This window comes from Streptomyces sp. NPDC017993, assembly GCF_044328065.1.
Classification (GTDB): Bacteria; Actinomycetota; Actinomycetes; order Streptomycetales; family Streptomycetaceae; genus Streptomyces.
Map to the genome: position 1 here is coordinate 1 of NZ_JBIRGO010000033.1, position 13,405 is coordinate 13,405.

Annotated in this window: 12 protein-coding genes; 3 read left to right on the forward strand and 9 right to left on the reverse strand. The window is 67.0% G+C overall.

What is annotated here, in order from left to right; all coding sequences use genetic code 11:
* Positions 1 to 614 precede the first annotated feature (614 nt).
* Both ACH4FH_RS36085 and ACH4FH_RS36090 read right to left on the reverse strand, forming a co-directional pair.
* On the reverse strand, positions 615 to 743 hold the full coding sequence (locus ACH4FH_RS36085) for a hypothetical protein (RefSeq protein WP_398560202.1): 129 nt from the start codon (positions 741 to 743) through the stop codon (positions 615 to 617).
* Positions 744 to 911: 168 nt separating this feature from the next.
* Positions 912 to 1,637 (reverse strand): TetR/AcrR family transcriptional regulator, encoded by a 726-nt coding sequence (locus tag ACH4FH_RS36090; protein ID WP_398560203.1) that lies wholly within the window; start codon positions 1,635 to 1,637, stop codon positions 912 to 914.
* Positions 1,638 to 1,771: 134 nt separating this feature from the next.
* Between ACH4FH_RS36090 and ACH4FH_RS36095 the strand changes: the two genes are divergently transcribed.
* The gene (locus ACH4FH_RS36095; protein WP_398560204.1) at positions 1,772 to 3,226 is read left to right on the forward strand and encodes a serine hydrolase domain-containing protein; all 1,455 of its coding nucleotides are present in this window, start codon (positions 1,772 to 1,774) and stop codon (positions 3,224 to 3,226) included.
* A 256-nt stretch (positions 3,227 to 3,482) separates the two neighbouring features.
* On the opposite strand, the gene ACH4FH_RS36100 is transcribed toward ACH4FH_RS36095, so the two are convergent.
* From ACH4FH_RS36100 to ACH4FH_RS36120, 5 genes are all read right to left on the reverse strand, one after another.
* A complete protein-coding gene (locus tag ACH4FH_RS36100; RefSeq protein ID WP_398560205.1) occupies positions 3,483 to 4,304 on the reverse strand; it encodes an alpha/beta fold hydrolase in 822 nt (273 codons plus the stop codon).
* Positions 4,305 to 5,031: 727 nt separating this feature from the next.
* Positions 5,032 to 6,378 (reverse strand): NAD(P)/FAD-dependent oxidoreductase, encoded by a 1,347-nt coding sequence (locus ACH4FH_RS36105; RefSeq protein WP_398560206.1) that lies wholly within the window; start codon positions 6,376 to 6,378, stop codon positions 5,032 to 5,034.
* Positions 6,379 to 6,421: 43 nt separating this feature from the next.
* Positions 6,422 to 7,117 carry a transporter gene (locus tag ACH4FH_RS36110; RefSeq protein ID WP_398560207.1) on the reverse strand — a complete coding sequence of 232 codons (696 nt, stop codon included), beginning with the start codon at positions 7,115 to 7,117 and terminating at the stop codon, positions 6,422 to 6,424.
* A gap of 108 nt (positions 7,118 to 7,225) precedes the next feature.
* Positions 7,226 to 8,695 carry an MFS transporter gene (locus ACH4FH_RS36115; protein WP_398560208.1) on the reverse strand — a complete coding sequence of 490 codons (1,470 nt, stop codon included), beginning with the start codon at positions 8,693 to 8,695 and terminating at the stop codon, positions 7,226 to 7,228.
* A gap of 55 nt (positions 8,696 to 8,750) precedes the next feature.
* Positions 8,751 to 9,140, reverse strand: coding sequence for a phytanoyl-CoA dioxygenase family protein (locus tag ACH4FH_RS36120; RefSeq protein WP_398560209.1), 390 nt, complete (start codon positions 9,138 to 9,140; stop codon positions 8,751 to 8,753).
* Positions 9,141 to 9,213: 73 nt separating this feature from the next.
* Here ACH4FH_RS36120 and ACH4FH_RS36125 point away from each other — a divergent pair, with 73 nt between their 5' ends.
* Complete coding sequence (locus ACH4FH_RS36125) at positions 9,214 to 9,663, forward strand: hypothetical protein (RefSeq protein ID WP_398560210.1); 450 nt, start codon at positions 9,214 to 9,216, stop codon at positions 9,661 to 9,663.
* A gap of 120 nt (positions 9,664 to 9,783) precedes the next feature.
* Entirely contained in the window at positions 9,784 to 10,419 is a 636-nt protein-coding gene (locus ACH4FH_RS36130; RefSeq protein WP_398560211.1) for a TetR/AcrR family transcriptional regulator, read from the forward strand.
* Positions 10,420 to 10,788: 369 nt separating this feature from the next.
* Here ACH4FH_RS36130 and ACH4FH_RS36135 read toward each other — a convergent pair whose 3' ends face one another.
* Together ACH4FH_RS36135 and ACH4FH_RS36140 are read right to left on the reverse strand one after the other, a co-directional pair.
* On the reverse strand, positions 10,789 to 12,252 hold the full coding sequence (locus tag ACH4FH_RS36135; RefSeq protein WP_398560212.1) for an aldehyde dehydrogenase family protein: 1,464 nt from the start codon (positions 12,250 to 12,252) through the stop codon (positions 10,789 to 10,791).
* A gap of 28 nt (positions 12,253 to 12,280) precedes the next feature.
* Positions 12,281 to 13,378: a Zn-dependent alcohol dehydrogenase gene (locus ACH4FH_RS36140; RefSeq protein ID WP_398560213.1), complete on the reverse strand. Its 1,098-nt coding sequence runs from the start codon at positions 13,376 to 13,378 to the stop codon at positions 12,281 to 12,283.
* Positions 13,379 to 13,405 lie beyond the last annotated feature (27 nt).

Consider the following 13,405-nt stretch of genomic DNA (forward strand, 5'->3'; position numbering starts at 1 on the left):
GTCGCACAGGGGGATTTGACTGCGCACGACTTGCGCGTTCTGCATCGTTGACATGTAGCCGCTGCACGCCGTCAGCCCTCGCCGGACTCCACATCCCGGGCATCTTCCCAGCCAGATGCGGATGACCCGCGAACAAGCAAGCGCCATCCGCACCGTTGAGACCCGCTACCCCCCAAGGTCGCCGCCCAGCTGCCCGCCTACCAGCCTCCCGCAGTGCGCAACGCCATCCTCGACACACTGGGCCAGGCACCCCGCCAGAGGACGGCCCAGCAGATCGCAAACCGGCTGAAGCGCCGCTGGCATAGCTGGGGGCTGGCAACACCGTCAGGGCGAGATCGGCAGCTACCCCGGCGTCGTCATCTGCCTGCTGACCCGTCACGTGTGTGCCTACGACCGCTGCGAGGACGGCACGGACATCAACACCGGTCAGCCGTGCAAGGTCTGCCCCGACCGCGAACGGCTGCGCCGCGAGCGCAGCAAGCCCCTTCCCTGCCGCCCAGAGCGGCAGGACAGCCGGCGGCCGGGGCCGGCTTGGTGGGAATGCTCGACCCCGGAGTGTCGCCAGCCCGGCAAAGGCGCGCCGCCGCCCGACGGGTTGTGCGCCTCTTTTCCGCTCACAAGCCCACGCAGTCAGTGCTGCAGCCGAACAGCTCACAGCCCACCTGGCGCAGCAGGAGACCACGCGGCAACTGCAGGTGGAGCAAGATCACTCCCAGCTCCTGGAGGCCGTCTACACCGAACATGGGAAGAGGGAACGGGCGAAGGAAGCGGAACCGTGCACATCGGCCGAAGAATCTGAGCGCCACCGAAAGGAGGACGCCGAGACACAGCGGCTGCGGCCCGATACCGCCCAGCGGTATGTCGACGCCGTCCACGGACCCCATGGCTTGGTAGATGGAATCTGACGTCACTCAGGCGTCGAGCCGGGCCGTCAGGCCGTCGAGGACCCGGTCGAGCCCGTACGCGAAGTCGTCGTCGCGGATCTGCTGCGGGTTCACATCCTGCTGGGCGGAGCTTCCCTCGCGCAGCCGCGGGTGTTGCTGCGCGGCTTCGTCGAAGGCCGGGCGCAGGCCCGCCACCCATTCCTGCTCGGTCTTGCCGCTGCGTGCGATCAGCGAGAGGTACGCGGCCTCGGAGGTCGCGATCCCGATGACGTATGCCGTGAGCGTCCCCGCGGCCTGGTTCTTCTCGTCCGCGGGGAACCCGGCCGCCTCGAACTGCGCGAGCAGCCCCGATGCCATCCGCATGGCGTTCGGGCCGATGTGGACGAGACCGACCTGGCCGAGCTCAGGAGCGATCCAGGGGTGGCGCAGGCTCAACGCCCGCAGACCGGTGGCGGTGCGGGTGACGGCCGCGCGCCACTGGGTGCGGCCCGCGACGGCCGGTACCTCCAGCTCTCCGTAGACGTCGTCCACGACCAGCTCGATCAGCTCATCCTTGTTGGCCACGTGCCGGTAGAGGGACGTGGCCGCAGCGTCCAGACGGGTGCCGAGCTTGCGCATGCTGAGCGCCTCGATGCCCTCCGCGTCCAACAGCTCGATCGCCGCGGCCACGATCTGCTCGCGGGTCAGCTGCTCCCGTTGCGTGCGGCGCGGACGGGTCCACACCGATGCGGTCGGCTTCTCGTCGGCTGGCATACGGCCCTCATCCCTGCTCGTCCCGCTGTTCCTCCCCCACGGTAGCGCACGCTGTACGCACCTTGCGTACGGTGTTCTCCTGTGCGTACAGTGTTCGCAACGAAGAACGCCGTGCGCATCGGGTAGGAGCAGGCATGACGAACAACGTGAGCTGGAACGAACAGGGCAACTGGAACGCCAACGGCGAGTGGGGAACCCGGAACTCGGCGGGCCGGAAGCTGGACCTCGCCCACTGGCAGGCCCGTCTCGACAAGCTGCGCGCCAAGCACCACGTCCCGGCCGCGTCGCTGGCGGTCCTCGTCGACGGGACCGTCCACGAGCTGGCCAGCGGCGTACTGCACCGCGGAACGGGCGTGGAGGCGACGACCGACTCGGTCTTCCAGATGGGCTCGATAGCGAAGGTTTACACCGCCACCCTGATCATGCGGCTCGTCGAATCAGGCCAACTGGACCTGGACGCACCGGTCGTGAACGTACTGCCGGAGTTCTCGGTCGCCGACCCCGAGGCGACCAGGGCGATCACCACGCGCCAACTGCTCAGCCACACCAGCGGCCTCACCTGCGACTTCACCCACGACAGCGGGCGCGGTGACGACTGCCTCGCCAAGTACGTCGAGGCCGCGAAGGACGTGGCGCTCGACTGCCCGCCCGGCACCGCGATCTCGTACAGCAGTGTCGGCTACAACGTGCTCGGCCGGATTGTCGAGGTAGTGACCGGCAAGGTGTGGGACGAGGCGCTGAAGGACCTGCTCCTGGCCCCGCTCGGCGTCACGCACACCATGACACTGCCCGAGGAAGCGCTGCGGTTCCGAGCGGCAATGGGGCACCTGGGCGAGGCGGGCCAAGACCCGGACCCCGCACCGTCCTGGGACCTGATGCCCCGCTCCGCGGGCCCGTACGGCAGGGTCATCGCCACGGCCGGAGACGTCGCGCGGCTGGCGCGGATGCACCTCAACGGCGGTGTGGCGCAGGACGGCACACGCCTGCTCTCCGAGGAGACCGTCGCACTGATGCAGCGCCGGGTGGTCGACTCCCCCGACAAGTGGACCGTCAGCGCGGACGGTTGGGGCCTGGGCTGGACACTGTACGACTGGAACGGCGTTCAGGGCTACGGCCACGACGGCGCCTCCATCGGGCAGTACGGCTACCTGCGAGTCGTGCCGTCAGCGGGCGTCGCGGTCGCGTTGCTCACCAACGGCGGCGGTGCGCGTGAGCTGTACGCGGCGCTCTACCGGGAGCTCCTCGCCGAACTGGCCGGGGTGACGATGCCAGAGCCCTTCGCCCCGCCGGCCCAGCCGCCCGTGGTCGACTTCGCGCCGCTCGTCGGCACGTACCGGCGCGAGGGCGTGGTCATCACCGTGACCGAGCAGGACGGCGTCGGGCACGCGGTGTACGAGTTCGTCGACGGCATGAAGGACTTCTCCGAACCCCTGGAGATCGATCTGGTGCCGGTGACGGAGACAGTCTTCGCCGGTACGGGAGTGGGCGCGGCGTTCAGCGAGGACTACATGCCCGTAGTCTTCTCCACGCTGCAAGACGGCACGGGCTGCGTCTACATCGGCATGCGCTGCGGCCCCAAGACCGCGTAATAGGGCTGCGCCGCGCGGAGCCCGGTTTCCCTCCTCCGCTCCGGCCGGCTGGAATCCAGTGCCTTGCGGCCACGTCACCCCGTACTTGCGCTCCAGAGCACGCATCGACAGGCCAGCACGGTGGTCACGGCGGATCGCCGCGTACGGCTCGACCTTGGTCGCCGAATGCGCATCGAAGCCCTCAGCGGGAAAGCACATCGACCACCCCACCGCAAGACTCCAAGTGCCTGGCCGACGACGCCGCGCGCATCGCAGCTCAGGCCGAGGGGAAACCGGCTGTCAGGCACGCGAGCAGCTGCCCCGGTGCATCTTCCTGGAGGAGGTGGCCTGCGCCCTCGATCCAGTGCAGCTCGGCGTGCGGAATGCGTTCGTGCAACCACTCGGCGTACTTCGGAGGAAGAATGCGATCCTCGCGGCCCCAGACGAGCCGTACAGGAAGCGACATACCGGCCAGCAGGTGCTCGTACGCGACGGTGTCCGCCTGCCTGATCTGGCTGTACTGACGATAGAACGCGGCCTGCCCTTCGTCCCCTCGCCATGGCGCGAGGAACGCATCGAGAACTCCCGGCCGGAAACCGACGTGCGTGGCGTGCCGCAGGTGGCTGGCGACCAGCGCTTCGTGCGCGTAGCCCGGAAGCTTCTGGAAAACCTCCCTGTGCTCCAGGAAGAGCTGGAAGAGCCCTCGCTCCCACCCGCCGCCGCTCACCGCGTCGAACAGGGTCAGATCCCGGTAGCTCCTCTCCTCCAACAGCAACGTCCGCAGCGCCACTGCCCCGCCGATGTCGTGGGCGACCACGCTGGGGCGGGATAGCTCCCAGTGGTCGAGGAGGCGGGCGAAATTCCTCGCGTGAGCCGCCAGGCTGAGGTCCTGGCCCTCGCGCTGGTCCGACTGGCCGAAGCCGAGATGGTCGAAGAAGAAAACCTTGCGGGTCCGGGCGAGCGCTGGAGCGATGTCCCGCCAAAGAAGGGAGGAATACGGTGTGCCGTGCACCAGCACGATCGGGTCTCCACTGCCAAGGGCCCCCCACCGCACCACCCCCTCAGGCGTCTCAAACTCCTCGCCAAGCGTCCAGCCCATCCCAAGACTCCTCTCCTGCCTCATGAACAACACCTTTCGCTTAGGGCATGCCCCGCTGCGTCATTAGCAAGCGGCCCCGCGCCCGCGCGCTCATCGGCATCACCCATTCCCCAAAACGGGGCGCCTTCCCCGCGCGGGAATGAAAGCTCGGCGAGGACCATGTGGGAGCCGAGGGCCACTGCCGGGCCGTCAGGGCCCCTCGGCAACCTGGTGCGGGGACCTGCCCGGGTAAGGCGCTCCGTACCGCTGTCGGGGCAACTGAACCCACAGGGAGGGCGATGCCCGGCTCTCGACGGAGGCCGGACGCGCCCTGCCCCAGGCGGCGACTCCCGAACCAATTCAGCATCCAGACAAGTTGGGATCTGGGCCTGGCCCACCACGGAAAGTAGTTGTGGAGAAGTTGGACGGTCGGGGCCCTGTCGACCGTGTCGCGAGTCGGGGAGGCTCACTACTCTGCTTGGCCTGCACCCCCTGCGAGACCTCGGCATACAGGAAGACGTGGGGAAGAGGAAGAGTCGGACCAACGCGGTGCGGGCAGAGCGTCGCGCTCTGCCCGCCCACTGGGTGCGTGCGGCGCTCCATGCGAGGCGCCCCATGATGGTCCCTAGTCGGCCCGGGTCCTCGGGGGCATGAGGCCGGACCAGTCTCGCCGAGCGCCACACGGACGGACACCGAGGCGCCTCGCGGCAGGGATGTCTTCGTTCCTCCCTTCTCTTGTCGGGAACGGTCAGGCCACGGGCACCGAGCCTCTTCGGGCGTTGCGCCGGCTTCCGTTGACCAGATCGTTGAGTCGGTCGACGGTCCAGATGGAGCGCAGCCCCAGCGGGCTCATCATCATCGGGCGTGGAAACTCAGGCTTCTTCATCCACAATCCCTCCAAGTCCTCGTGTCGTTCGCCGTCGACGATCAGATCGGCGATGAGGGACCCGACGTAGGGCGCTTGAGCAAGACCGTGGCCGTTGCAGGCAATCGAGTAGAAAATGTTGTCGTCGATCTGCCCGGCGAGCGGAAGCCAGGACGAGGTGATCGCGATCCATCCTCCCCACGCACGATCGATCGCGACGTCGGAGAGAGCCGGAAACCGCGTCGCGAAGGCTTCTGCGAGTTCTTCGACGAGCGCCGGGTCCGGCTCCTTCTGCGGGAGTGGATACGTCGTGCCGCGCTCGAGCCGTCGGACGCCGAACACGATGGTGTTGCGCGGCGTCAGGCGGTAGTTCTCCATGATGTTGTGCTGGGTGACGAGTCCCGACCGACTGGTCCACCCCAGTGCCGCCAAACGGACAGGATCGATGGGCTCGGTCTCCACCTCGATGACCCAGATGGGCACGGAAAGCCGTGGCGGTGTGATGTCCCACTCTCCCGCGTACGCGTTCGTCGCCAGAACCACTTTGTTCGCCCGCACCTCACCCTGAGGTGTGCTGAGGACCATTTGCCCGCGGTCGCGCGTGACGTCGGTGACCTTCGACTGCTCGAAGACTCGCGCGTTGGAAGAGAGCAGCGCGCGGCGCACACCCGCGGTGAACCTGCCGGGATTCATGATTCCCCCAACTTTCTCGCGCATCCCGCCGAGGAATCCCCGGGGGATTCCGAGCTCTTCGCTCGTGCCCAATTCGACGTGACCGCCGGCGCGCTGAAGAATCTTGGCCACACGGCGCACTCGACCCATCTGTCCACGAGACACCGCCGCGAAGACGTTGCCCGTCTGTTCGTAGTCGCACTCGATGTCGTGCGTCTTGATGAGCTCTTCCACGTGGTGCGCGGCGTGCTCGGCAAGTCGGACCATGCCAGGCATCTTCGTGCGGAACAACAGATTGAGGAGCTGAAGGTCCCCGCCTGGAGCACCGGCCACTTGCCCTGCGTTTCGGGAGCTGGAGCCGTGTCCGCAGAACTCGGCCTCCAGCAGCACCACGTCTTGACCACGTTCTGCCAGTCGTAGCGCCGTCGACATGCCTCCGAGGCCGCCTCCCACAACCGCGACCTCACAGGTGAGGCCGTCGGTCATAGCCGGCAGCATGTCTGCGGGCGGATCGGCCCAGCCGCTGAAGGTGGTGTACTGCACGTTGTTGGTTCTCATTTGATTGCTCCTCCCGAACGTGCCCTGTTCCTTGGTGTGTTGCTCAGGCCCGAGCAACACTCCGTTCGTTCGAAGCCGGCTCCGCACCCGTCGCCACGTTGTGGTTGTGCAGTGCGCGGTACGAAATGAAGTACACGAAGAGCTGGAATCCCCAGGTGCCGAGAGCGAGGATGTAGTGGGTGGTGCGGTACTCGTCGTCGCCCGCAATCGGGAAGAAGTCGTAAATGAGTGCGATGGCGGTCCCCGCAGCGGTAGCGAGCGCAGCGCCGATGGCCAGCCCCTTGGCACGGATCTTCCAGAGTCGCCACGAGAAATAGGCGAGGAACAGGGTCGTGAGCGCGTTGACGATGACGTAGTACGTTGCCGGGCCGACGTGAAGCTCATGGCCGCGGAACTGCTGGAGATACAGCCCGACGACGATGGCCAGCGCAAACACACCGATGTCGACCGCCCACGACGGCTTGTACCGGTGCGTGACTCGCATCAGGCCCATGACGAGAATCAGGGTGATGCCCACCGATCGCGAGAAAGCATCGAAGAAGTACGCGATGGAGTACAGGATGCTCCCCTCGTCGCCTCCGAGGAGGGACCAGACGAGGAAGTTTGAGCCGGACGTGGCGACGATGATCCATTCCAGGCCGAGCAGGTAGTTGCCGTACCGTCGAATGAGTTTCCATCCGTAGAAGAATCCGGCGAAGATCATCCAGAGATCGGCCAGCAAGAAGAGCAGTTCTTTCATGGTTTGCGGTTCCTTTGGACTAGGCCTACATGCCTGAGCAGAAGGCCAACTGTGTAGGGATTCGTGAAATTGCCTCAGACACGGATGCCGTCGGAGCGAGCAGCTGGTTCAGGACGCGGCACCTCGGGCCCGCCGACCGGACCGAGCACGTGAGACCAGCACGGTCACCACGACGAGCAGGGCGAGAGCTCCCGACAGCCAGTAGCCGATGCCGTACAGGCCCTTTGCGGCGACCTCGAGACTGGTTCCGGGCACCGGAACCAGGGAGGCGCTGAGGTCGCCGCTGACCAGTGCCGTGCCGAAGGCGAAACCCACGGCCATGAACGTGCCGGCGGCACCGGCTGCCATACCGGCCTTTTCCTCGGGCACTGCCATCTGCACCAGGGTGAAGCTCGCCGCGTAGCCGATTCTGCACCCGAGACCCATGACGGCAGCGCCCACGAGGTAGTGCCACTGCTGGTCGTGCGCCACGGCGAGCCAGGCCAGCCCCGCCGCGCTGACAAGCGCTCCGATGACAAAGACGGGCACACCACGGCCGTTGAGCAAGGCGCGGTCGAGCACGGTGCCTCGGACCAGGAACGCCACCGCGAAGGGCCCCATGAGCAAACCGGTTTCCAGAGCGCTGAGTCCGAGGCCGTAGGCGTCTGTCGGACGAAGAGCATCAGGACTGATCTGGGCGTACGTGCTGAGCAGGAGCAGGAAGGCTGAGTTCACCGCTGCGAACAACGCGATGCACAAGCACGAAGCGGTGACCAAAGGAGCTTTCATCATTGCGACGTCGAACACCGCCGAGGACGAACCGCGCTCGACGCGCATCCAGGCGATGCCACCGACGATGCCGACAATCAACGGAAGGAGTGCCGCGCTGCCCCACACGAGGCCTTGCGTCAGAGTCAGGAGAATCGCCGCGACCCAAGCGATCATCCACACCGTGCCGAGTACTCCGATGCGGCCGGCACGCTCGGCAGGCGGGGCGTGGGGGATCGTGGCGTACGACGCAACGGTCGCGGCCGCGCACACTGCGGCGAGGATGATGAAGAAGCTCCGCAGCGACAGGTTCTCGACGATGAAGCCGCCGCCGATCATGCCGACGACGATGCCGACACCGGTGGCGATGACCAGGACCGCGACCCCCACCGTGATGCCGCCCTCGCCGAGATTGCGACGCAGGAAACCGAGCGGAAGTAGCTGTGCCGCGCCACCGAAGCCCATCAGAATGCAGCCGGCCAGAAGGGTCGGATACGAGTCACCAACAGCCGGAATGAGCGCGCCGACCGCGAGGAATGCGGACGCTGCCACGGAGGCGTTCCGGTCGCCGTGCAGATCGGCGAGGCGCGGCAACAGGATGAAACCCGCTCCCCCGCCGAGGGTCAGCGCCGTGTAGAGCCACGTCGTCTCGGCCACTGTGGCGAGGCCGTACTGCGCCTGAATGACCGGCAGGAGCGGCGGCAGAATGAAGATGACTGCGTTGGTCAGGACGACCAGCAGCGCGCCTATGCCGATGAGCACCCCCTTGTTCGGCGCAGGGCGAGAAGGCGCCTCGCCGGCGAGTCCGGCAGGCTGGTGGATCTCTGTCATGGTTCTCTCCGGTTCCTGATCAGACATGGCGCGGCAGCCCGGCGCCGGTGGAGGTTCAGTCGTCTCGGCTGAGCAGTTCCATGGGGTCGGACATGTGCCCACCGACCTCGTCCCAGCCGGCGTAGTGCTCCGAGGACCGGTCGAGCGTTCGCTGGATCCCCTCCGGGAACGACCGGATCTGGTTGAGCGTGTAGGCGAGGTAGGGGTTCTCCTCGGGGCGCAGGAAAGCGAGGTCGTAGCTCATCGACAGGCCGAAGCGGTACTCGTGCGAGGTGGCGCTCTGTCCACCACCGTGGTGGGTGGAGCCGACCCAGATGAGCGCCGAGCCGGCCTTCATCTCGGTTGGGCGCGGGGCGCGCTCCTCGTCCCATAGGTGCGAGGCCGAAGCCACGAGGGTGCCGCCGTTCTTGGCGGTGAAGCCGCTGACCGCCACCATGATCTGCATCCGCGCTTCGCGCTGACAGGTGGGGCGTCCGCCACAACCGGGCCGAGCCGTCGCGATGGAGGGGCTGCGGGCCTTGTCCTGGGCCGATCTTGATGGCCCTCGTCGCGCCAACGTGCATGCCTGCCGGGTGGGGCACCGTCTCTTCACCGAAGAAGATGTTGATCGGGTTGTTGAAGATGCGCTGGGCGACGCCTCGGTGCAACAGGTTCAGCGCGATCGTCGCCGTGTGCTCGGTCCGCGCAAACAAGGCGCTTGCACGCTTGGTCCTGTCGCCGGCGAACACCTCGTCGTGGCCCGTGTGGGCCCCGTCCAGCACCGGGGCCGGATCTTTCTTTATGCCTTCGATGGTGGCCACGTCGAGGAGTCCTTCGGCGATCACGCCGCCGCCTCGCATGATCACCTCGGCCGCGGCGTCCGCGGTGGCATCGGGAGTGAGACGCGCGAGTGCGTTCTTCGTCATGGCAGGTCCGTTCTTGCGAAAGGGCTGGGCCCGACTGGAGGGGCGCGCCGACCGACCTTGTGATCGGGCTCATACGCTAAGACAAAGTTAGTCAACTGTTCAAGACGTGTGACTAAGAAAATCACGCCCCGACCACCGGGCGACTGCTAGGCTGGGCGTTGACTTAATCAAGCGTCCAACTGTGTGGACGCCTTGCACCGGGAGGAATTCGTGCCACGGATCTCCGTCGCCCAACGGCGTAGCGACTTCATCAACGCCGCCGTGGAAGTCATCGCGATCCACGGCATCGAAGGCGCAACAACCCGACGGATTGCCGAGCAGGCTCAGGCGAACCTGGCGATGCTGCACTACTGCTATGACTCCAAGGAGGACCTCTTCGCCGATGTCTACGATTTCGTAGCCGGCAGGTTCCGCGAGGTGGCCAAAAGCAGCGATCCACACTCCAACCTGATGGACACAGCTCGCCAACTGCTACGCGGCGTCATGGAGTGCTACCTCGAGTCAGCCAACTTCACCGCGGCAACATTGGAACTCATCAGCTGGGCACGGCGTCAGCACGGAGACCGCGGTATCGCCGTGTACGACCAAGCCCTTGAGACGGCGCGCGCTGTGCTTCGCGGCGCCACCTCCGATCACTCGGTCGAACCAGAAACCATCGACCAGATCGCCTATGTCATCGCTACCTTGGCCGACGGTTTCGCCCTGAACTGGATGACCTACGGGGATCGGTCCGCCGCAACGGAGCAGATGGAAATCGCCACCTCGGTACTCGAGAATTGGCTCACGGTCCGGCTCGGATCAACGCCCGCGGCACTGTGATTGACCCATGAACGCCGCAGCGCTCGAGCTGTCGGCGAGCCCGGCGTGGCCAGCCACCGAACGCAAGCTGCGGGATCGCTCACCACAGATTCGGCCAGGCGACGGAGATCGCTTGCATTCAACCCTTGCGCGCTGCTCCGTCGCCTGCGAGAACGTGGGCGCTGCGGATCCCGGGGATGAGCACATCCGCGGAACGCCGCGATGCTGCTGACTCTTCCTGCGCGCCGAAGGCCGACGCGACCTCGTGAACGCATGTCACGGACGCCAACGACCTCTTGGGCGGCAGGTGTTCGTGGTGCATCCGATCGTGCTGCGTGTGCACGGTGGGAGGCCCGGGGTCGGGCCTCCCACCGATCATGTGTGGGGTTGTCACAACGGCAGGTCGGGCGAGTCGACGCCGACGACCCGGTTGCCGCAGAAGACGCGCACCGACTCTGCTGGTCCGTGGCCGCCGATGCCGGCCGGGCCCCAGAAGCTCTGAGCCGAGGCGTCACCGAGGTCGGCGAGCTTGGCGCCGTTGACTCGCACCTCGCCGGACATGACGCGGGAGCCGACGTCGATCGCGCGGTCGGTGTCGGCGCCGAACACGTAGGCATCGAGGCCCGACGGATGGGCGTTGGCGAAGCGCAACGCCTGTTCGTCGGAGTCCACGGCGTGCAGAGAGACGACCGGACCGAACAGCTCGGCGGTGGCCTGAGCGGGGTCGGCGCCTGCGGCGATCGTCGGCGACATGAAGAAGCCGTCGAGGTCGGGCAGCTGGGCGGGCTGGCGGATGCTCGCCCCGAGGTCACGCAGCACTTCGATCCTGCTCCGGAGGGTCTGGAAGTGCGGCGCATTGGAGATCGGGCCGATCTCGACGTCTTGGTCGAGAGAGTGACCGACGACGAGCTTGGAGATCCGCTCGGTCAACGCCTCGAGAAGAGGGTCGACCAGGCTGCGGTGAGCGAGGATCTTGCCAGGCCCCTCACACCACTGACCGTTGAGTTTGGTCATGCCGTCGAGGATGCCGTCGGCGGCGACGTCGAGGTCGGCATCATCCAGCACGAGCACCGGATTGTTGCCGCCAAGTTCTAGCTGCAAGACCTTGAAGTCCTCCGCGCCGGCCCGTGCGATGGCGCGGCCGGCACCGGGTCCGCCGGTGAACGAGACGATCTTGATGCGCGGGTCGGCAGTCAGCCTGGCGCCGACGTCGCCGCCGCCGTGCACCAGCTGCAGTGCGCCGCTGGGCAGGCCCGCCTCGAGGAAGCACTCGACGATGATCTGCGCGCTGCTGGGCGCGTGCTCCGAGGGCTTTAGGATGACGGGGCAGCCCGCCGCTATCGCGCTGGCGATCTTGGCCGCAGGAATGAAGCTCGGACCGTTCCACGGCGTGAGGATCGCGGCCGGCCCCCACGGCACCTTGTGGAGGCGGACGTCGCGGCCGCCTGCCGCCAGCGCGGTGACGCGCGGGATGTTCACCAGGTCCGACGCCGATGCCCGGATCCTCGCCGGCAGGAAGGCCGCGACCTTGCGCGTGACGCTGATGGGTGTGCCGCTGGTCAGCGAGTCCGTTCGTGCGATGTCCTCGGCACGGGTCTCGATGATCTCGGCGACGCGCTCGAGCATGTCGGCGCGCTCACGCCGAGCGTCCTCGTCCCAGCGGCCGATGTCGTACACGCGCTCCGCGTGCCGCAGCGCCCGATCGAGATCGTCGGGTGCTGTCGTGACGAGGCGGTGGACGGGCTCGCGCGTGTTGGGGTCGACGTTCCAGGCGTCATTGACCGTCGGGCACTCGCTCCAATCGTCGGCGATGTAGTTCACCGGCTGGGGGATCGTGATCTCGTGGCTCGCCATGGAGCTCACCTCTGCATTCACTCGTTGCTCAGGACTGGAGATCGACGACGATGCGGGTCACGTCACCGGACTTCATCGCCTCGAAGCCCTCGTTGATCTCGCCGAACGGGATGACGCGCGTGACCATCTCGTCGAGCAGCAGGCGTCCCTGCTGGTACAGACGCGCGAGCTGGAGGACGTCCTGCCGAGCCTGACCCGAGCCCATGTAGGAGCCGATGAGTCGCTTCTCCTCGAAGAAGAAGTCCGATGCCGGGATGCTGAGCTCGGTACCTCCGGGCGCGATCCCGACCAGGCACGCGGTACCCGTCGGGCGCAGGAGGTCCAGGGCCGTCGCCGCGGTACGGGCGGAGCCAACCGCCTCGAAGGAGTAGTCCGCTCCGTCGCCCAACTGGCGGTGGAGTTCCGCAACGACGTCGCCGTTTCCGCCGTTGATGACGTGGGTCGCGCCGTAGCCGCGCGCGGCCTTGAGCCGTGCGTCGTCCAGGTCGATCGCGACGATCGCCGACGCTCCGGCGAGCCTGGCCCCCTGGATGATGGCCGACCCGACGCCGCCACAGCCGATGACCGCCACCGTGCTGCCCGGCCTTACCCGAGCGCCGCGGAAGACGGCGCCGACGCCGGTGATGATGCAGCAGGCCAGCAGGCATCCTACGTGCAGCGGTACGTCGTCAGGGAGCCTCACCAGGGCGATCTCGCGCATGAGGACGTGCCGCGAGAACGCTCCGATGTCGCCGAGGCGCTCGATCGGCCGGCCGCCCGTGGTGTGGAAAGCGGGCCGCGGACGGCGGCGTACCTCCTCGACACGCCGGCACTGGGTCGACCGTCCTGCCTCACAGTTGGTGCAGCGGCCACAGGAGGGTGTCAGCGCGCCGACCACGCGGTCCCCGGGACGCAGGTCGGACACCTGCGACCCGACCGCCTCGACCACGCCCGCCACCTCGTGCCCGACCACAACCGGCAGGTCGGTCGGAACCGTCCCGGTCATGTAGTGCAGGTCGCTGTGGCACAACCCCACGTTCGAGACCGCGACCCGCACCTCGTGCGGCTCCGGGTCGTCCACCCGAATGTCGGTCAGCTCGAGCGGCTCATTGACTGCGGTGAGTACCGCGGCCTGGGTGTCGATCATGTCGACGTCCCCTCTGTCGATTCCTCT